This is a genomic window from Thiohalophilus thiocyanatoxydans (assembly GCF_004366735.1).
GTDB classification, from domain to species: domain Bacteria; phylum Pseudomonadota; class Gammaproteobacteria; order UBA6429; family Thiohalophilaceae; genus Thiohalophilus; species Thiohalophilus thiocyanatoxydans.
On the sequence record NZ_SOQX01000002.1, the window covers coordinates 243,675 to 264,035 of the forward strand.

A 20,361-nucleotide genomic window follows, 5' to 3' on the forward strand; every position below is an offset into this window, starting at 1 on the left:
GGCGACAGGAATAAAAATCCCGGCGGATCAACTGCCTGGTGAAGGCATAAAATTGATTCGGCCCCTGTTGCGGGGCGGGATGGATAAAGATCGATCAGGCCGGCAGGCCTGTATCGGTCCCCCGGGGCGGGTCAAGTGTGGCGATTTGACACATGTGCCGGCTCGGGCGCCAGGGGTGAACTCAGCTCTCGTCATTTTCGCCAAGACGGCGATAAAGGGTGCGTCGGCCGATACCGAGAATTTCCGCGGCCCGCCGCTTGTTGCCGTCAACTTGCTCGATAACGTGTTCAATATAGCGACGTTCGAGTTCCTGCAGTGGCAACAGCTCCGTCTCATTGCTCGCCAGCAGATCGGGCAGCTGGGCGTCGATTTTAATCTCGGCGCTTTTGAGCAGACGGTCGGGTAAATGTTCGATATCGATCTGACTGGCGTGACAGAACGTAACGGCCCACTCGATAATGTTGGACAGCTCGCGCACATTCCCGGGAAACGGATACGCCTTGAGCTGTTGCAGGGCGCGATCGGTAATCCCCTGAATCGGGTGATCCAGGCGGGCACCGAACTCGTCGATAAAGCGGGCGGTCAGCAGCTCCAGATCCTCGCCGCGTTCACGCAACGGCGGGACTTGCAGGGCAAAGGTATTCAACCGATAAAACAGATCCTCGCGGAAGTTGCCCTCGCTGACTTCGCGTTCCAGATCGCTGTTGGTGGCGGCCAGAATCCGCACCTCGACATGTTCTTCGCGATCGGCGCCCACCGGCCGCAGGCGCTGTTCCTGCAGGACGCGCAACAGTTTGGCCTGCATGCCGATCGGCAACTCACCGATCTCGTCCAGCAACAGGCTGCCGCCGCTGGCTTCCAGAAACAGGCCACGACGTGCCTTCTGGGCGCCGGAAAAGGCGCCCGCCGCATGACCGAACAGTTCACTTTCGAGCAGTTCGGCGGGAATGGCGGCGCAATTGACCGCGATAAACGGACCGTCGGCAGACTCGCTTTCGGCGTGCAGGGCGCGCGCCACCAGCTCCTTGCCAACGCCGCTTTCACCTTCGATCAACACCGGGCCGGCGGCCCGGGCGATTTGCGTGATCTGGGTATACAGGCGTTGCATCGGGGCACTGCGACCGATGAGGCCGTGAAAGTCCCCGCTGCCCAGCAGTTCACGGTAGCGGGTCAGCTCCAGGCGCAGGCGCCGGGTTTCGTTGACCCGTTGCACACTCATTAGCAGATGTTGCAAATCCACCGGCTTGGTCAGAAAGTCATCGGCGCCTTCCTTGAGGGCATCGACGGCCTGGGAGACGGTGCCAAAGCCGGTGATAATAATAAATCCCGGTGCAACTGGTAGTTGTCGGGTCTGCTGCAGCAAGGCCATGGCGTCGGCGCCGGGCAGGCGGAGATCACTGATAACCAGATCCACCGGTTTGTCCCTGAGCCATTGCCAGGCCTGCTCGGCATCGGGGGCGCCCGCTGTTTGGTAGCCGGCATCCTGCAACTCCTCGATCAGCAATTTGCGCAACGAAGCATCATCTTCCACGACCAGGATGTCAGGCGAATTAGTCGTGTCAGTCATTGTTATCTCCGGTTTGTGGCCGGGGCAGCACAATGCGAAAACGGGCGCCCCCGAGCGGACTGGTCTCGATTTCGATCCGGCCGTCATGGTCGCTGACCGCGGCATGGGCGACGGCCAGTCCCAGTCCCGTGCCTTCGTCGACACTCTTGGTGGTATAAAACGGTTCGAAGATACGCTCCCGATCCGCGTCGGCAATACCCGGTCCGTCATCATCGATAACAAAACCGACCTGTTGTTCATTGGCAAACCAGCCGATCTGTACCCGTTGTGCCGCTGACTGTACGGCATTGTGGAGCAGATTGGAGAGTGCCTGTTCCATCCGCAGGCGGTCAATCCTCAGTGTCGGGACGGGAGCGTGTTCGGTCATACTGACATCGATATGCCGGTAACGGGCATCGCTGGCCACCTGGGTGAGCACGGCCCGAATTACCCGGTCGGCGCGTTCGGGCTGACACTGCAAGGGATTGCTGCGTCCGAAGTCCATCAGCTGGCGCACAATAAAGTTCATGCGGCGCACTTCATGACGGATCTCTTGCAGTGACTCGTTGACTGCCGGATCCAGATTGGCAAGGCGCAGCGCACGCTGGGCCTTGCCGTCGACCACATTCAGCGGTGTGCCCAGTTCGTGGGCCACCCCGGCGGCCAGCTGGCCGATGGCCGCCATGCGCTCCGAGCGTTGCAACCGATCTTCGAGTACCGCCTGTTCCTGTTTCTGACGGACCACGACGGCTTCCTGGCTGATCAGACTCTCCAGCATCTGGTTCAGACCGACGGCCAGTTCATGCAGCTCGCGCGGGCCGTCGGTGGGAACCCGTTGCTCCCGCTTGCCGGCGCCGATCCGACCGATGCTCGTGAGCATGGCGCTGATGTGAGAACCGAAGGCCTTGTAATGGCCGTAATAGATCACCACGGTCAACAGCATTGCGGTAATGATCAAAACGGCCAGCCCCTGATAACGCAGACGGGTAATATAGGATTCGAATTCGCTGGCCCGGCGGGTGACCTGCAACATGCCGGTGATCTGCCCGGCATCGTTGGACAGGGGTAAAAAATAGGAATAGACATCCTCGCCGCCGGTCACGCGATTGTACTCTTCGCGCCGATCGCCTTCGGTGACCATCTGTGCGACCCGGCCGCTGGCGGCGGCCGGTTCGGTCGGGCCGCTGGTGCCGAGGCGGTTGCCGTCGGCATCGTAGACATAGGCGCCATAGACCCGGCTGATACGCAGAGTCGACTCCAGCGCCTGGACCAGCGCACCTTCGCGGCCCTGCTCAATGGCATAGATCAGCGGCTGGCGAATCGCCCGGGCCACGAGTTCGATTTCTTCCTCCATGCGCGCCTGGGTCTGGGATTCCAGAACGCGGAAGGAATACCAGCCGGCCAGGGCGCTGAATGTCAGCAGGGGCAGCAGGACAAAAATCAACAGGGCGGTACGCAGGTTGTAATGTCGTGGTGACACGCAATGCCTCGCGGGTTATGAGTGAGTCGTTCTGACACATGAGCGCGGACAGGGGGTCAAAGCCCGCTCATATGCTGTGCCTTCAGTCTGTCCGGGTCGGGCCAGTTTATCACGCACGGCACCCGGACCCGAGCCGGAATCCCGACAACCGGCGGGTTGAGCCGGCCAGCCGGTTATTAATACCGGATTCCGGTTCTGTACCCCGTAGTGGCATAGGAATTGCTCTATAAAAAAAGTTACCATGATTAATTCGTTTATTTTTGAATGCAAAAGATTTGCCGACAGAACGGAGTTGAAATGAAAATTGGACAGATTGTTGGTGTTTTAATGCTGATCGCTGTTGGCGGGCAGCCGGCGCTTGCCGCCGAGTGTCTGGAAGCCGTGGAGCATGAGATCGTTTCTGATGAACCCAGTTACGGCCATATCTGGGTGGAGTGGGAAGCGCGCATCCATAATGATTGCGAGGAGTCCTACTACACGATGGTGACGATTAACTTCAACGATGCCGACGGCGAGCAGATTCACGAATCCCTGACCAGCACCATGGTCAAAGAGGGGGATACGGTGACGGTGAATAAACGCTCGCTGGTGGAAGAAGATATTTATGAACGTATTGAGGATACCGGGATCAGTCTGAAGCCCGAAAAATTACCCAACGAAGTGCAGTAGTAAACTATCGCCCGGTTTCTGGCCGACAATTATCCGCCAACAATCAGTTTATGATGTGGAATAAATCTTTTTTATTAATCACGAAATTCGATTGTCACAAATAAAAAATTAACCCGTGCAATGCGCTTCGGATGAATCTTCCTTCTCCCGCTATAGTCTAACTTCAATACAGCGCAACCCAAAAATGGGTTGGGTCTGTTAAAACTGATGTTGAGATTAGCAGTACCGTCAGCAGGAGAGAAAAGGAGAAGACCGATGAGCACTATCAAAACCTGGATTGTTGTTGTTGCAACGGCATCGCTGCTCGTGGGCTGTGCCGGCGGTATGTCCTCTGAGGAAAAGCAACAGACGTATCAGCAGGCGATCGCCGGGGCCAAACAGGCGTATGAGAAAGTTCTCGGGGTGGGATACGCCTGGCGTGATACAGCCGATCTGATGAAAGAGGCTGAAAAAGTGGCGTCGGAAGGCGAGCTGGAGAAAGCGACCGATCTGGCCGTGGAAGCCAGAAAACAGAGCGAACTGGCCTATAATCAGTACCAGAATGAAAAGAACGCCGGAGAAGACAGTATCCGGTGATTGGATAAAAGCCGGACAACTGTCCGGCTTTTTTTGCTGGGTTTGTCATACCCGGGCAGGGATAAGGTGTTGTGTGTTGCCCGAAAACCCGGCCTGGTCAATACCAACCGGGTTGCCGCTATTCCACGGGGTGACGATTGAATTGCTCGATGCGCAAAGCCGTCGCTCCGGCGACCGCAACCGGCATCACCAGAAAGTTCAAGACCGGAATCAATGTCGCCAGCATGACCGCGCCCCCGAAGCCCAGGGATAAGAACCGTTTTTGCCGGATTACCCGGCGGATATCCGGAAAACTCAGTCCCTGATTGCCCAGCGGGTAATCGAGATACTCGATGCTCAGCATCCAGGCGCTGAAGATGACCCACAGTACCGGCGCGACCAGATTGATCACCGGAATCAGGGTGATGACCACCAAAACGATGGCGATCCCGGCGAAAAGCAGCATTTTTTTAACTTCACCGGTCAAAGCCTTGACGGTCTCCTCGAAGACCCCCGCCTCGCTGATCGGCGAGCGCCCGGTCAGGTTCTTCTCCACCGCGGCGGATAAAAAACTGTTAAACGGCGAGCCGACCAGATTGGCCAGCACGGTAAAACTGAAGAACACCGCGATGCCGGTGGTGATGACAAAAATAAACCAGAGCAGACTGTCCAGCCAGGCCAGCCAGTCAGGCAACGTCGGCATCAGCCACGCCAGCAGTACTTCGAACTGCGCGGCCAGCAGCCAGATCAGACCGGCAAAGATCAGGATATTAATAATCAGGGGAATCACAACATGGCGTTTCACGCCGGGCTTGCCAATCAGGCTCAAACCACGCAGCAGATAGCTTGCGCCGGTAAACGGATTACTGATCATTTGGCCTCCTGGGAGAGAAAAGATTTACCACGAAGACTCCAAGACACGAAGTAAATGATTTTTTAATATATTTTGATAATAGACCGGCAAGCAATTCTCTGGCGTATTGAATCAGATAGAGAGACGCTTATTGTAATTTCGGCCTGTTTTGATTTATGCGCATCGTACTGCAAGCGACGTGACAAACAAACAGGGTTAACTTGGTGTCTTCGTGTCTTGGTGGTTATCAGTTCTTGTCACTGCGCAGGGCGATCAGCGCGCTGCCGTAGGCCGCTTCGGTGTTGGGGGCGGTTTCCACCGGGAGACCCAGCAGGCTCTGGCGGATCTGCGTCCAAGCGTCGTTGACGCTGCCGCCGCCGGAGGTGAGGATGCGTTTGGGAAAGGGGGCGCCCAGTTCGGCCAGGCGTTCGTAGCCCTGTTTTTCGATCCGCGCGATGCCTTCGAGCAGGCCCTGAAAAAACGTGACATCGTCGTCGGGTCGCGGCTCCAGCTGTGGGCTCAGATGTGGATCGTTGATGGGAAAACGCTCTCCCGGAGCCGGCAGGGGATAGTAATCGAGTCCGGTGTGCTGTTGCGGATCCAGTTGCGTCGTCATTGCCTGCAGCTGCTCGTCGGAGAAATACTGCTTCAATACCGCGCCGCCGCTGCTGGAAGCGCCGCCCACCAGCCACAGATCGCCGAGGGGTTGACTGTAGACGCCATACTGGGCGGAGAGAATCGGCGAGGGACCCAGAACCTTCAGCACCAGGGTCGAGCCCAGTACGGTGACCGCGTCGCCTGGTTCACTGGCACCGGTGGCGATAAACGAGGCGGTGCTGTCGGTGGTGCCGCTGACGATCAGTGTTTCCGGCGAGAGGTTGAAGCGTCTGGCCATGTGGGCGCTGATCGGACCGATGGGTTCGCCGGGTTGCTGCACGTCGGGCAACCAGGCGTTGTCCAGCGGCAGAGTATCCATCCAGCGCGGCCAGGTGTGGTGCTCGGCGTTAAACCCGGTTTTGAGGCAGTTGTTGAGATCGCTGATGCCGTAACGGTCGGTGAGTTTGCCGGCAATCCAGTCAGCCTGGTGCAGGCAGTGGGCGAGGGCGCTTTTATCGACGTGCATACTGAGCCATAACAGCTTGACCAGTCCGGCGTTGGGGCTGAGTACCGGATTATCCGGCGGCGCCATCGCCTTGAGATGTTCCACGTAAACCGGATCGCGTTGATCGTTGTACAGCAACGCCTCGTGCAACGGCTCGCCGGCGGCATTGGTCACCAGCACCGAGCCCGAGGTGCCGTCCACGGCGATCCGTTTTACCCGGGCGGGATCGATCTGTTCAAACAGTTCGTCCAGCACTCGCTCCACCGCCTGCCACCAGAGCCCGGGATCTTGATAGCGGGCATTGCCCTCGGCCCGGGCTGGCGGCAGATCGGTGCTGGCCGTGTAGAGAATCGTCGCATCACGATTGATCGCCGTTGCCCGGCAACCGGACGTCCCCAGATCAATCCCGACATACAATGCTGAAGAGGCAGTCATGGTGTTCACTTTTTTTCCGGCCGTTGTCCAATTGATCGCCGCGAAGTGTTTGGGTCGCGTTATTTATCAATTTGAAACTTGGTGTCTTGGCGTCTTGGTGGTGAATGCTTTTGCGCTCTCGGCCCTGCTGTCACGGTAACGTGACGGCCTCGGGCGCTTGCCAGCCGCTCTGGCGGTGTTCGGCGACGACGGAGGTATAGATCCCGCCGCGCACATTGAATTTGGCGGTCAGGCGCATGAAGCGCGGCTCGGTAGCCTTCACCAGATCATCGAGAATGGTGTTGGTGACCTTCTCGTGGAAGGCGCCCTCGTCGCGATAGGCCCAGACATACATCTTCAACGACTTGAGCTCGACGCATTTGGCTTCGGGCACGTACTCCAGATAGAGCGTGGCGAAGTCCGGTTGCCCGGTCTTGGGACACAGACAGGTAAACTCCGGTACCTCGATGCGGATGGTATAATCCCGCTCCGGCATCGGATTGTCGAAGGTTTCGAGGGTTTTGCTGGGCTGGCTGGGCATGGCGCGAAACCATACCCCAAGCTTGCCTGGCTGGCAAGCTTGGGCAGGGACGAGGAACGAGGTACGAGTGACGAGGTAATTTTGAATGAGCTGATATATATCACCCCACCCTGACCCTCCCCTTGAAGGGGAGGGGATAAAAAAACAGCCCCTGGCTCTCGGCTCTGTTCAGTTAACGTATTGAAATCCTTTGCGGTCCTCTGCGCCTTGGCGCCTCTGCGTTGAAGCTGTTTGTTGTCGATGGCACCACGGCGAAATTCAGAAGGCGGTTTTGCCAGTTTGTCAATCTTGCCTCCTTATATGAGGGTACTGTATCTTTCCCCGATGCGACTGACCAAACTCAAACTCTCCGGCTTCAAATCTTTCGTCGACCCGACTACCGTCCCCCTGCCCAGCTCGCTGGTCGGGGTGGTGGGGCCCAACGGTTGTGGTAAATCCAACATCATCGACGCGGTGCGCTGGGTGATGGGCGAGTCCTCCGCCAAGCATCTGCGTGGTGATTCCATGGCCGACGTCATTTTCAACGGTTCCACCTCGCGCAAGCCGGTCGGCCAGGCCACGGTGGAGCTGGTATTCGACAACAGCGACGGCAGCCTGGGCGGGCAGTACGCCAATTACAGTGAAATTGCCATCAAGCGCACGGTCACCCGCGACGGGCAGTCCATTTACCATCTCAACGGCACCCGCTGCCGTCGCCGGGACATCACCGACATCTTCCTGGGTACCGGGCTGGGGCCTCGCAGCTACGCCATTATCGAGCAGGGCACCATTTCGCGCATCATCGAGGCCAAGCCCGAGGAGCTGCGCGTATTCCTGGAGGAGGCCGCCGGCATCTCCAAATATAAAGAGCGCCGCCGCGAGACCGAGAACCGCATTCGTCACACCCGCGAGAATCTGGATCGGCTCAACGATCTGCGTGAGGAGCTCGACAAGCAGCTCGCCAAACTGCAACGCCAGGCCAAAACTGCCGAGCGCTACAAGGTCCTGAAAGAGGAAGAGCGTCTGCTGCGCGCCCAGCTACAGGCCCTGCGCTGGAAGGGGGTCGACGAGCAGGCCAAGCAGAGCGACAACAAAATCCGCGAACAGGAGACCGCGCTGGAAGGGGCGGTGGCCAAACAGCGGCATATCGAAACCGAGATCGAGCAGCAGCGCGGCCAGCATACCGAGGCCAGCGACACGTTCAACGAGGTGCAGAGCCGGTTTTACAGCATCGGCGCCGACATCGCCCGGCTGGAACAGTCCATCCAGCATGCCAGGGAGCGTCGCACCCAGCAGGACCAGGATCTGCAACAGATCGAAAAGGACTGGAACGACGCCCAGGTCCACGTTGAGGCGGATCGCAAACGGATCGACGAGTTGGAGGCCGGCCTCAAGACCATTGAGCCCGATCTGCAAAACGCCGAGCAGCGCGAACAGAGCGCCAACGAAGCCTTGCAACGGGCCGAACAGGCGATGCAGGAGTGGCAACAGGCGTGGGACGACTTCAACCAGCAATCCGCCGAGCCGGCCCGCCAGGCGGACGTGGAGCGCACCCGCATCCAGCATCTGGAACAGAAACTGACCCAGCTGCAGCAGCGGCTGGAAAAGGCCGAAGAGAGTCTGCAACAGCAGTCTCCCGAACGACTGCAGCAGGAAGTCGAGCAGCTGCAACAGCAGCTGGAACAGACCGGCGAGACGGTCAGCCAGGCCCAGCAGGCGCTGACGGACAAACAGGAACAGATCACCACGCTGCGCGAGTCCAGTCATCAGGTGAATACCGATCTGGATCAGGCCCGCAGCCGCTTGCAGGATCTGCGCGGTCGCAGTGCCTCGCTCGAGGCGCTGCAACAGGCGGCGCTGGGCAAGGACGAGGGCGCGGTCAATGACTGGCTGAGCGGCCAGCAACTGCAGGATGCGCCGCGTCTGGCCGAAGAGATGGAGGTGGATACCGGCTGGGAGCGGGCGGTCGAATGTGTGCTGGGCGCGCATCTGGAAGCGGTCTGCGTGGCCGGGGTCGATCCGCTGGCCGACATGCTCGGCAGCCTCCAGGAAGGCACCCTGACCCTGTTCGACACCAACGCCCCCGGCCCGGCCGGCGCCGCCCAACACGGCACGCCGCTGCTGGAGAAGGTCCGCGCCCCGTGGCAACTCGATGCCCTGCTGGGCGGCATCTATGCCGCCGAGTCCCTGGCCGAGGCGCTGGCCCTGCGCGCGCAGCTGGCGGCGCATGAATCGGTGGTGACCCGCGAGGGGATCTGGCTGGGCGCCAACTGGCTGCGGGTGGTCAAGGATCAGGAACAGGATCAAAAAACCGGCATTCTCAAGCGCGAACAGGAACTCAAGAGCCTGGACAGCCAGATCCAGGAAGAGAACGCCCGGGTCCAGGCGCTGCAGGAGCAGATGGAGCAGGAGCGCGAACGCTTGCGCGAGCTGGAGCAGGAACGTGACGAGGCCCAGGCGCAACTGAATCAGGCCAGCCGTCGCCAGGCGGAGCAACAGACCGATCTCAAGGCGCGCCAGGGGCAGATGGAACAGGTCCAGGCCCGCCAGCAGGCCCTGCAGACAGAGCAGCAGGAACTGCGCGCGGAGATGGAGCGGGATCAACAGGAACTGCAGGCCAGCCGCGGCCGGCTGCAGGAGCACCTGGATACCATGTCCGGCCTGGAACAGCAGCGCGAGCAGCTCAACAGCCGGCGTGATGAACTGCGCCAAGCCCTGGAAGAGGCCCGCACCCAGGCCCAGCAGATGCGCAGCGAAGCGCACGAGATCAAACTGCGCGCGGAAAAAGAGCGCACCGAACTCAACTCGACCCGTCAGGCGCTGGAGCGGCTGAATAACCAGCTGACCCAGCTCTCCGGGCGCCGTGAAGAGTTGCAAAAGGCCCTGGCCGAAAGCGAGGCACCGCTCAAGGAGATGGAGCAGGAGCTGGCGGACAAACTCGACAAGCGCGTGGCGGTGGAGACCGAACTGGGTGAAGCCCGCCAGGCGATGGAAGCGATCGAACACCAGCTGCGCGAGCTCGAAGAGCAGCGGGTCGCCGCCGAACAGACGGCGCAAACCCTGCGCGGCGAGCTGGAACAGATCCGTATCAGTCAGCAGGAGTTCACGGTTCGCCGCCAGACCCTGGAAGAGCAGATCAACGAATCAGGCTTTACCCTGGCCCAGCTGCTTGAAGAGCTGCCCGGGGAAGCCGAAGTGAGCCAGTGGCAGGAGCACGTCGAACAACTGGAAGCGAAGATTCAGCGTCTGGGCCCCATCAACCTGGCCGCCATCGAGGAGTTCGAGCAGCAGTCCGAGCGCAAGGCGTACCTGGATGCGCAGAACGAGGATCTGGTACAGGCGCTGAAGACCCTGGAAGAGGCGATCCACAAGATCGACAAGGAGACCCGGACCCGCTTCAAGGAGACCTACGACAAGGTCAACAGCGGGCTCAAGGATCTCTTCCCGCGCCTGTTCGGCGGCGGTCACGCCTACCTGGAGATGACCGGCGAGGATCTGCTCGAGACCGGCGTCACCGTCATGGCGCGTCCCCCCGGCAAGCGCAACAGTACCATCCACCTGCTCTCCGGCGGCGAGAAGGCGCTGACCGCGGTCGCGCTGGTGTTTGCCATTTTCGAGCTGAATCCGGCGCCGTTCTGCATGCTCGACGAGGTCGACGCGCCGCTGGATGACGCCAACGTCACCCGCTATTGCGATCTCTTGCAGCATATGTCGGACAGGACACAGTTTATTTTCATTACCCACAATAAAGTCACCATGGAAGTCGCCAACCACCTGACCGGCGTGACCATGCACGAACCGGGTGTCTCGCGGATGGTTGCGGTGGACGTGGACGAGGCGGCCAAGCTGGCCTCGGCGTGACCCTCGCCAAAACATAGAATGAATGCAATCCGCGAATGAACACCAATGAACGCGAATCTTTGAAACATTTGGCAGTACAGGAGTATTTTGCGTTTATTTGCGTTCATTGGCGGATTGATTTCTGATACGTTGTTCTGTGACTGCCAGAGTTAATTGGCGGTACTGGTGTATTCATCGCATATTTATGACAAGGTCGTGCTGATATGGACCCGCTACGGCTGACACTTCTTGCAATCGGCATCGCGTTTATCGTGATTGTCTATCTGGTGACGCGTATTCGCTCCGGTCAGGGTTTGCACTGGCCCGGTTTTCTGCGATTTCCCGCCCTGCGTTTCCCCTCACTACGACGTTCCGCCATCGAGGAAGAGAACCCATTTCCTGAACGGGATCCGTATTACGAGGAACTGGATGACGCGGAGCTGCAGGCCCTGTCAGAGGTGTCCTGGCAAGCCCGGCGCGACGACGATGTCGACGTGGCCAACCTGGGTAACCTGAATACCGTCGATGCCGTGGAGGAAGAGGGTGAGTCGCTGGTAATCGCCCTCAACGTCATGGCCAAAGCCGGTCATTATTTCCCCGGGGAGGAAGTGCTCGCCGCCCTGCAGGATAATGATCTGGAACACGGCGAGATGCAGATTTTCCACCGCTATCCCGATGGCGCCGCGAATGGGCGGCCCGTTTTCAGCCTGGCCAACACCGTTGAGCCGGGAACATTCGATCTGAATACCATGGAAGCGTTACAAACCCCGGGTCTGTCGCTGTTCATGCAACTGCCCGGACCGATGGATGCGCGCAAGTCGTTCGAACTGATGCTCAATACCGGCCGCCAGCTGGCCGAACAGCTCGGCGGCGATCTGTGCGACGAACGACGCAATGTCCTGACCCTGCAAACTACCGGCCACCTCAAGGAACAGATCGAGGCGTATCTGTTCCGCCGCAAAATGGCCGGGCTGCAAAAGCAACACCCCAAGGGCAAGGGCAAGGGCAAGGGCAAGGGCCGAGGGACGAGCTAGTTAGGGGCGAGAAAAAGAGCTTAACCACGAAGACACGAAGCCACGAAGGTTTGCTTCTTTCGTGTCTTCGAGACTTCGTGGTTTGTTCTACAGAATAATGTCAAATACAGAGTGTCACGCATAATGAATGCCAGCGACAAAGTCCGGCAACGCGTCAACGAGCTGCGCGAGCAGATCGATTATCACAATTACCGTTATTACGTGCTGGATGACCCCGAGGTCCCCGACGCGGAATACGATCGCCTGATGCGCGAGCTGGAGGGGCTGGAAGCCGAACACCCCGATCTGATTACCTCTGACTCGCCCACCCAGCGGGTCGGGGCCACGCCCCTGTCCGCCTTTGCGGAGGTCAAACACGAACTGCCGATGCTGTCGCTGGGCAACGCCTTTGACGAGGACGAGGTGATCGCCTTCGATCGCCGTGCCCGCGACAAGCTTGGGGTGGAGAGCGTCGAATACGCGGTGGAGCCCAAACTCGACGGGCTGGCCATCAGTTTGCTGTACGAGGACGGCAAACTGGTGCGCGGTGCGACCCGCGGCGACGGCGCCACCGGCGAGGACGTCACCCAGAACGTACGCACCATCGAGACCATTCCGTTAAAGCTGCGTGGTTCTGATTACCCGGCACGTCTGGAAGTGCGCGGTGAGGTGATCATCGCCAAACAGGATTTTGAGCGGCTCAACAAAGCGCGCGAGGAAGCCGGGGAGAAGACCTTCGCCAATCCGCGCAACGCCGCCGCCGGCAGCCTGCGTCAACTCGATGCGCGACTCACTGCCAAACGGCCGTTGTCGTTTTATTGTTACGGCGCCGGGCTGGTGGAGGGCGCCGAACTGTCGGATCGCCACAGCGCCATTCTGGATCAGCTGCGCGAATGGGGCATGCGTACCAACCCCGAGACCCGGGTAGTCGAGGGCATCCAGGGCTGTCTGGATTACTACCGGACGATGCAGGAAAAGCGCGACAGCCTTGATTACGAGATCGACGGGCTGGTCTACAAGGTCAATCGTCGCGATCAACAGGAGCAGCTGGGGTTTGTCTCGCGCGCGCCGCGCTGGGCCATCGCGCACAAGTTTCCTGCGCAGGAGGAGATGACCCGACTGATCGATATTGACGTACAGGTCGGGCGCACCGGGGCATTGACCCCGGTGGCGCGTCTCGAACCGGTGCAGGTCGGCGGCGTGACCGTCAGCAACGCCACCTTGCATAACCAGGACGAGATCGAACGGCTGGATGTGCGCGTCGGCGATACGGTGATCATTCGTCGCGCCGGCGATGTGATCCCGCAGGTGGTCAGCGTGGTCACATCGAAACGCGAAGGCAAACTGAAAAAATACCACCTGCCAAAAACCTGTCCGGTCTGCGGCTCGCAAACCGTGCGTCATGAAGGCGAAGTGGTCACCTATTGTACCGGCGGCCTGTTCTGTGCCGCCCAGCGCAAGCAGGCATTGAAACATTTTGCCTCGCGTCGCGCGCTGGATATCGAAGGGCTGGGGGATAAGCTGGTGGAACAACTGGTGGATGAAGATCACGTGCATGATCCTGCCGATCTGTTTGCCCTGGAAAAAGAGCAACTGGTCCAGCTGGAACGCATGGCCGACAAATCGGCGCAAAATCTGATCGATGCGCTCGACAAGAGTCGCAACACAACCCTGGAACGATTTATCTATGCGCTGGGGATTCACGACGTGGGCGAGGCGACCGCGCGCTCGCTGGCCAACCACTTCGGTTCGCTGGCTGCCCTGATGCAGGCCGACAAGGAGGCACTGATGGCAGTGCCGGATATCGGGCCGATCGTCGCCGAGAGTATTCTGACCTTCTTCAAACAGCAACATAATCAGCAAGTCATCGACAAACTGATCCGGACCGGTGTGACCTGGCAAAACATCGAAGTCAAACCGGCCGAAGAGCTGCCGCTCAACGGCAAGACGTTTGTTCTGACCGGGACGATGGAATCGATGAGCCGTGATGAGGCCAAGGCCGCGCTGCAGGCGCTGGGCGCCAAGGTCACCGGCAGTGTCTCCAAGAAGACCGACTACGTGGTAGTCGGGGCGGATCCCGGTTCCAAGGCGGACAAGGCGGAATCATTGGGCGTAGCGATTCTGAATGAAGCGGCGTTTCTGGATTTGATTAAATAGGGGAATGGATGTTTTTGTGCGAGTTGTAGGCCCGATATAGCGAAGCGGTATCGGGCTTTCATCTTACTCCCTCCCCACCAAGGGGAACACCGAAGGCATAAAGTAGGGTGGGGTGATCAAGCATCCAGTTTCTACCTAAATGATCGTCCTGCGGGCGAGCTGGATTTTGAAAGCGGGTTCTCGCGACTCAGACTTTATTCCCTCCCCTCCAAGGGGAGGGGTAGGGAGGGGTGATCAAGCATCCAGCGTCTATCAAAATGATCGCCCTCCGGACGAGCCGAATCTTGAAAGCGGGCTCTCGCACCTCAGACTTTATTCCCTCCCCTCCAAGGGGAGGGGTAGGGAGGGGTGATCAAGCATCCAGCGTCTATCAAAATGTGTTCGCCCTCCGGGCGAGCTGAATCTTGAAAGCGGGCTCTCGCGCCCGCGCGGCGAGGTACTTTCTTGTACCGACTAGAAAGTACCCAAAGAAGCTCCCCCGAAAACGCCGCCGCTCCAGCCATTTCCAATGGCTGAACCGGTTCCCTGCGCTTCTCATTCCAGTCGGGCTCGCCAGACGGCACGTCCGTGTGCCGACTGGCGAGTGGCGGCATCCTTGCCGCCACCCTGACGGGCTAATCCTCCTTCCACTGCGATGCTCGGCGGCGTATGACGGGATGGGAAACGACTAGACGGAGCTGAGAAAACCCTGATATCTCGACCAGACAATACCCTGCCAAGCTCGAAATATATTTTTCTCCCTGCTACGATTATGGCTAATTTCTATAATATCAGGATCCGGGGCTGGAATAGACAGACATCTGTCTAACCCCGTAAAAGACAGACGTCTGCATAACTAACTGTTAGAGGGCATCCCAACTTATGGTCATGCGCGCGACATTATGTACTGTATTGGGCGTAGTGTTTTTGCTCGCATCTATCTATGGCCTTATGGGTGTCTTGCAGGCCGCCTCGTTGTTTGTCGGTGTACGCGCCCTCTTAAATGCAAACCTTTGGGGCTCGGTTTTTCTTGTTAGCCTAGTTGTCTCTGTAGCCTGCTTTGTGGCCGCATTCCGCACTCAAGAATCAACCCCTTCACGGTTAAGCTCAGCTACCGGTTTAGTGCTTTTCGCGTTTTCTATTTGGTTTGTTATTCCGGTAATTTACGACCTTCTGGCAATTGACAGTTGTCTTGATCGTGGTGGTAGCTTTGATTATGTGAATTCTGTATGCGACTTCTCTACAAACCACCCAAATATTTCCATCTTTAGTCGCCATGGTTTTCGGCTTACAACCTTCGTTATTTTTTCCTTGGTTGGACTCAAGCTTCTAGTCCCGTATTTGCACAATTATCTATCTCGGAGGAAACATGCCCTCTAACTTTGCGGTCAAGCGGGACTGGCTTATTTTATAAACGTTATGCCTAAAATATTAATCGACGTTGATCGGGGGAAGTCGGGGGACAGAAGTCGGGGGACAGTATACTTATTCCCTGGCGCGAATCTGTACCTGTCAGATGCAGGTGTGCTACTCCCGGATTTGATGCGCTTTTTACAAACACGTAAAGGGTAAGCCATGTTTCGCTGGATTATTTTTATCGCATTGTTGCCGTATTCGGCCTGGCTGATATTCTCTTATGAGTACCATTTTATCGATCACGTCAATCTGGCGTTCCACGAGGCGGGGCATCTGATCTTCACGCCGTTCGGGCAGACCGGGCATTTTCTTGGTGGCACCATAGGGCAGCTTTTTTTCCCGGTGGCGATTGCGGTCTACTTCTGGCGACAGGACAAGGCCTTCGAGGCGGGTGTCGGGGGCGTGTGGTTCGCGGAGAGCCTCATGTATGCTGCACACTACATGAGCGATGCGCGCGACATGCGGATGCCGCTGGTCGGCGGGGGCGTGCATGACTGGAATTTCCTGTTTGCGAAATGGGGTGTGCTGTACCGGGCCGAAGCGATCGGCACATTTTTCCATGTGCTGGCTGCGGTATTGCTGATGGGAGCACTGTTGTTTATGTTCCGGCAGCTCAAAACCGGCAGGTCGGATGCGACAGAGCCTTTACTCTGAAATTTACCGGAGTAAAGCCTTTTTCGTATAAAACCGGTCTTTCTGCTTTTCCTCTCTCTTTGATATGGTTTAACGCGAAATCCAAAACCGGGAAAGGATTGCCATGAAAAAAGTACTTGTGACGATTATCGTGATGGTTGTGGTTATGGCGGCTGCGGCGCTGGGCGTAATTTACGGAGGAGCGTATGACGTGGCGGCCAGTACTTCGGATTCGCCACTGGTACGCTGGGCACTGACAACCACGCGCGAGAATGCCGTGAAGCGCGAGGCGCAGGGGATCGAGGTGCCGGAGTCTGTGCATCAACCGGATCAGGCGTTATTACGCAGGGGTTTTGTGCACTACGACGACATGTGTGTCACATGTCATGCGGCGCCGGGTGTGGACCCCGGTGAGATCCGGGCCGGATTGAATCCAAAACCGCCGCGACTGGCCAGGCGGGCCAGTAAGCGAAGCCTGGCCGAGTTGTTCTGGGTGAGCAAACACGGGATCAGGATGACCGGGATGCCGGCCTGGGGTGAAACACATTCCGACGAAGAGCTCTGGGCGGTCGTTGCCTTTGTCAAACATCTGCCAAAGCTCAGTGCACAGGAATACGCGGCCATGCGTGAGCAGGCCGACAATGCCGGCCACCAGCACGAAGGCCATGCGCATTAAGCTGATTTAATAAAGGAGTCGGGAATCCGCGGACAGTCGATTGTCAGGTAGCGCTCTGCGCAACCTGACCTACACTGCTAAGAACTAAGAACTAAGAACTAAGAACTAAGAACTAAGAACTAAGAACTAAGAACTAAGAACTAAGAACTAAGAACTAAGAACTCAGCACTCAGCACTCAGCACTTTCCCTACTCCCTGATGAGTTTGCCGGACCCGTCCAGATAGATCTTGCCTTTTTCCATAACGGTATCATCCTCGGCCCGCTCCGAGGCCAGGTGGACCTCTTCCAGGGTCTCGGCCAGATCATCGACTTCATCTTCGATGCGTTTCAGGGCATTTTCCAGGGTATAGGTCAGCTGGTGAACCTCGCCCATTTTCTCAGGGGTCATTCCACTGTCGAGCAGTTTTTCCAGTTTTTTGTTATAGACACTCAGGTTGTTGAGTGCTTCTTCCAGTGTTCTCGACGGTTCGCCTTCAAAATGTTCAGGCTCATCGTCGGCCTGCGCGCTGAATGTGGGCATGACCAGGGCAAAGGCGGCGGCGAATAGTAACGGACGCTTGTTCGATAACATAATCAGGGTCTCCGATAGCCGTGTAGTGAGAGGCCGGTGGTTTTAAATATGATATAAGTTAACCACAACAACACAACCGGGTAAATACGGATGCGTTGTTACAGCCCGGATGTTGTTTTTCGGGTTAAATGGTTCCGGATAGAAAAAAGCCCCGCATTGCGGGGCTTTTTGGCTTACTTGATTTCGACGTCGGCGTTTTCCCGAAGTTGAATCACGTATTGCTGGATGAGCTGGCTGGATTTCATGCTGCGCAGTTGATCCTTAACCTCTTCGAAGTCCGGGGGATTGACCGCGCGTTCATCCTCCAGCTTGATAACGTGCCAGCCGAACTGGGTTTTGACCGGTGTTTTGCTGTAGGTGCCTTTGTCCATCTTGGCTACAGCCTGCGAGAAGGGCGGAACCATCTGATTGGCGTTGAACCAGCCGAGGTCGCCGCCTTTGTCGGCGGTGGGGCCGGTGGATTTGTTTTTGGCCAGGTCGGCAAAGTCGGCGCCGCTGTCCAGTTCCTTGATGACGGCCCGGGCTTCGTCTTCGCTTTCAAGCAGGATGTGACTGGCCTTGAATTCCCGGGCATCGCTGGAGGACACGCGCTGGTCATACTCTTTTTTCAGTTCGCTGTCGCTAATCGGCTTGTTTTGCGCCTCTTTTTGGATCAGCGCCTGAATCAGGGCATCGGCTTGCAGTTGCTGGATGCGGAAGGCGACATCCGGATTCTGGTCCAGGTTCTGTTTTTTGGCTTCCTGCAACAGTAGCTGGCGGTTAACCAGTTCGTTGATCAGTGCTTCACGATCAATCTCGCCGGATTGACCTTGTTGCTGCTGGGAGCGGTATTTGAGGTAGCGTTCGTAGGTTTGCTGGGAGATCGGCTCGCCGTTGACAACGGCAACGGGATCGGCGGCTCGGGCGCCGGTGCTCAGCAGCAATCCGGATGCCAGGATGGCGGCGGATAATGACAAGATGTTGCGTTTAGACATAATAAATCTTCCTTTCTTGATGAGAACGGGAGTTACGGAAACACCTTCTTGAAAGGTTTGACGGTAACCGATTGATAGACGCCGGCGGCGACATAGGGATCGGCGTCGGCCCACTGCTGGGCGTCGGCCTGCGAGGCGAATTCAGCGACGATTAATGAACCGCTGAAGCCGGCCGGACCGGGGTCTTCGCTGTCGATGGCCGGATGCGGGCCGGCCAGGATCAGGCGTCCCTGATCCTTGAGTTGTTGCAGACGTTCCAGATGCGCCGGGCGTGCGGCCTGACGCGGTTCCAGACTGTCGGCATTATCCTGGGCGATGATGGCGTATAACATTCAGCTGTCCTTGCCAGGTTCGACTGACGGAGTGGTGGTCTCTTCCTGTTCCGTAACATGCAGGGAGAGGTAGACACCGAGTCCGATGAGAAAAACGACACTGAGTACCAGCATACCAAAAAGTTTGAAGTTCACCCAGATCGATTCCATGGATTTGGCTTGCTGGCACAGTTCCACTGCCGCGCCGCTATAGGTGGCGGCGCAGTTTTCCAGATTGACGGCCTGATCGCTGGCCGCCAGCAGCGCCTGTTCGGCGACAAAATAGAAGTTGGCGACATACAGATTGGCCACCCCCAGCAGCACCGAAAACAGCGCCATGCTGAGGTTGGCGTTACGCCAGATCCGCGCCGGCACCTCGATGGCGTGGCCCATCATGCGCTGGATCAACGGTTTTTCCCCGATGAACTGGCTGGCGAAAAAGGCCACGGCAAAAGCCCAGTAGACCGCGGTGGGCTTCCACATGATAAACGCCTTGTTCTGAAACAGCAGGGTGGCGCCGCCGAGAATAATGATCAGCGCCAGGGTGACCAGATGCATGTTCTCGAATTTGCGATGCCGATACCAGTAGAAGGCGTTCTGCACGATGGAACCGGCAATCGCTACGGCGGTAGCCGGGTAAATGCCATACAGCTTATAGATGATGAAAAACAGCAGTATGGGGAAAAAATCAAACAGAAACTTCATGGCGATCCAGCTGTGGATGAATATGGTCTGACGGTATCAGTGCAGCGTCGGATTATTGGTCATTTTGTAATATTTTTCCATGACTTCCCGCACATGTCCCGGATAGTCGATCACATCCATCTGTTCCATACCCTCGCGGAAAAAGGTCGGGGCGTCCTCGGGCAGACGCAACAGGATCTGTTCGAACACCGATTCCATGATCGCCGGATCGTGGGTCCGGGTGGCGACGACGCCGTGATTGAGATTGAGCACGCGCCAGGGTCGCCCGGCATGGCTTTTGTCCTCGTCGGCCTTGACCTGCGGGGCGGCGGCATTGGCGATCTCATCCATGATACCGCTCAGTTCGGCGAGAAAATCGGAATCCTGGGTCTGGTTGGCGATGCGTGACAGCGCGTCGACCACATTGCGCAACTCCTGCAGGCTGCCGATGTTGCGCGCGGTCCACAGGGCGATGGGAATCGCCAGTTCGTCCAGGGTCACCTGTAGTTCCTCCAGTTCGAGCAGTCCCGCCCACTGGCTCAGGGCATTGAGCTGGGCAAGGCCGTAATCGCCGAGCTGGCTGAGATCGTCGAGCTTCTCCGTCAGGGCTTCGCGGGACTTGCCGTCGCTGTTGCCGTGATACTCGGCATCGACCTGCTGGACGGTTCGCGCGAACTGCTTGAGGTTCTCGCCAATCTGGTGGGGATCTGCCAGATCGCTGGGTCGAATCGGGTTTTCGGCATAGGCCTGCTCCAGCGCCGCGGTGACTTCATCCACCACGTCGCTCAGGGCATTCAGATCGATCTCGACAATACTCATCCGGTGTTCGTGTTTCGCTTGGTCATCAGGTCAGTTATTTTAACACAGGCACAAGATCCCGGCAGCCGACGTCCGGCGGGCCCGGCGCGATGGGGGTCTCGCTTTGGGGGCGGACGCGTTACACTAGGGCTTGTTGAACACCGGTGTC

Annotated in this window: 17 protein-coding genes; 7 read left to right on the forward strand and 10 right to left on the reverse strand. The window is 57.9% G+C overall.

The genetic code is table 11. From position 1 onward, the window contains the following. Positions 1-181 precede the first annotated feature (181 nt). Both EDC23_RS04830 and EDC23_RS04835 read right to left on the reverse strand, forming a co-directional pair. The gene (locus tag EDC23_RS04830; RefSeq protein WP_134081731.1) at positions 182-1,567 is read right to left on the reverse strand and encodes a sigma-54-dependent transcriptional regulator; all 1,386 of its coding nucleotides are present in this window, start codon (positions 1,565-1,567) and stop codon (positions 182-184) included. Then, a complete protein-coding gene (locus tag EDC23_RS04835; protein WP_134081733.1) occupies positions 1,560-3,026 on the reverse strand; it encodes a sensor histidine kinase in 1,467 nt (488 codons plus the stop codon). Before EDC23_RS04835 ends, EDC23_RS04830 begins: the two co-directional genes overlap by 8 nt. Positions 3,027-3,323: 297 nt before the next feature. Between EDC23_RS04835 and EDC23_RS04840 the strand changes: the two genes are divergently transcribed. Both EDC23_RS04840 and EDC23_RS04845 read left to right on the forward strand, forming a co-directional pair. Continuing rightward, positions 3,324-3,695, forward strand: coding sequence for a hypothetical protein (locus tag EDC23_RS04840; RefSeq protein WP_134081735.1), 372 nt, complete (start codon positions 3,324-3,326; stop codon positions 3,693-3,695). A 255-nt stretch (positions 3,696-3,950) separates the two neighbouring features. Continuing rightward, the gene (locus tag EDC23_RS04845; protein WP_134081737.1) at positions 3,951-4,271 is read left to right on the forward strand and encodes a hypothetical protein; all 321 of its coding nucleotides are present in this window, start codon (positions 3,951-3,953) and stop codon (positions 4,269-4,271) included. Between the two features lie 118 nt (positions 4,272-4,389). On the opposite strand, the gene cysZ is transcribed toward EDC23_RS04845, so the two are convergent. From cysZ to queF, 3 genes are all read right to left on the reverse strand, one after another. After that, the gene (gene cysZ, locus EDC23_RS04850; RefSeq protein WP_134081739.1) at positions 4,390-5,124 is read right to left on the reverse strand and encodes a sulfate transporter CysZ; all 735 of its coding nucleotides are present in this window, start codon (positions 5,122-5,124) and stop codon (positions 4,390-4,392) included. Between the two features lie 226 nt (positions 5,125-5,350). Then, positions 5,351-6,640, reverse strand: coding sequence for an FGGY-family carbohydrate kinase (locus tag EDC23_RS04855; RefSeq protein ID WP_134081741.1), 1,290 nt, complete (start codon positions 6,638-6,640; stop codon positions 5,351-5,353). 130 nt (positions 6,641-6,770) lie between these two features. Beyond that, complete coding sequence (queF, locus tag EDC23_RS04860; RefSeq protein ID WP_134081743.1) at positions 6,771-7,160, reverse strand: preQ(1) synthase; 390 nt, start codon at positions 7,158-7,160, stop codon at positions 6,771-6,773. Positions 7,161-7,484: 324 nt separating this feature from the next. On the opposite strand from queF, the gene smc reads away from it, so the two are divergent. The 5 genes from smc to EDC23_RS04885 all read left to right on the forward strand — a co-directional run bounded on the left by smc (position 7,485) and on the right by EDC23_RS04885 (position 16,853). Next, a complete protein-coding gene (gene smc / locus EDC23_RS04865) occupies positions 7,485-11,000 on the forward strand; it encodes a chromosome segregation protein SMC (RefSeq protein ID WP_134081745.1) in 3,516 nt (1,171 codons plus the stop codon). Between the two features lie 203 nt (positions 11,001-11,203). Next, entirely contained in the window at positions 11,204-12,013 is an 810-nt protein-coding gene (zipA, locus tag EDC23_RS04870) for a cell division protein ZipA (protein WP_134081747.1), read from the forward strand. Between the two features lie 120 nt (positions 12,014-12,133). Beyond that, positions 12,134-14,149, forward strand: a complete 2,016-nt coding sequence (ligA, locus tag EDC23_RS04875; protein WP_399359076.1) for an NAD-dependent DNA ligase LigA — start codon at positions 12,134-12,136, stop codon at positions 14,147-14,149. Between the two features lie 1,554 nt (positions 14,150-15,703). Beyond that, positions 15,704-16,198 carry a hypothetical protein gene (locus EDC23_RS04880; RefSeq protein WP_134081751.1) on the forward strand — a complete coding sequence of 165 codons (495 nt, stop codon included), beginning with the start codon at positions 15,704-15,706 and terminating at the stop codon, positions 16,196-16,198. A 103-nt stretch (positions 16,199-16,301) separates the two neighbouring features. Continuing rightward, positions 16,302-16,853 (forward strand): c-type cytochrome, encoded by a 552-nt coding sequence (locus EDC23_RS04885; protein ID WP_134081753.1) that lies wholly within the window; start codon positions 16,302-16,304, stop codon positions 16,851-16,853. A 188-nt stretch (positions 16,854-17,041) separates the two neighbouring features. On the opposite strand, the gene EDC23_RS04890 is transcribed toward EDC23_RS04885, so the two are convergent. The 5 genes from EDC23_RS04890 to EDC23_RS04910 all read right to left on the reverse strand — a co-directional run bounded on the left by EDC23_RS04890 (position 17,042) and on the right by EDC23_RS04910 (position 20,213). Then, on the reverse strand, positions 17,042-17,425 hold the full coding sequence (locus EDC23_RS04890) for a DUF6746 family protein (protein ID WP_208321282.1): 384 nt from the start codon (positions 17,423-17,425) through the stop codon (positions 17,042-17,044). Between the two features lie 173 nt (positions 17,426-17,598). Then, positions 17,599-18,399 carry a peptidylprolyl isomerase gene (locus EDC23_RS04895; protein WP_134081755.1) on the reverse strand — a complete coding sequence of 267 codons (801 nt, stop codon included), beginning with the start codon at positions 18,397-18,399 and terminating at the stop codon, positions 17,599-17,601. 32 nt (positions 18,400-18,431) lie between these two features. Beyond that, the gene (locus EDC23_RS04900; protein WP_134081757.1) at positions 18,432-18,731 is read right to left on the reverse strand and encodes a YciI family protein; all 300 of its coding nucleotides are present in this window, start codon (positions 18,729-18,731) and stop codon (positions 18,432-18,434) included. After that, positions 18,732-19,415, reverse strand: a complete 684-nt coding sequence (locus EDC23_RS04905; RefSeq protein WP_134081759.1) for an inner membrane-spanning protein YciB — start codon at positions 19,413-19,415, stop codon at positions 18,732-18,734. 36 nt (positions 19,416-19,451) lie between these two features. Beyond that, positions 19,452-20,213 carry a hypothetical protein gene (locus tag EDC23_RS04910; RefSeq protein ID WP_134081761.1) on the reverse strand — a complete coding sequence of 254 codons (762 nt, stop codon included), beginning with the start codon at positions 20,211-20,213 and terminating at the stop codon, positions 19,452-19,454. Between the last annotated feature and the right edge of the window lie 148 nt (positions 20,214-20,361).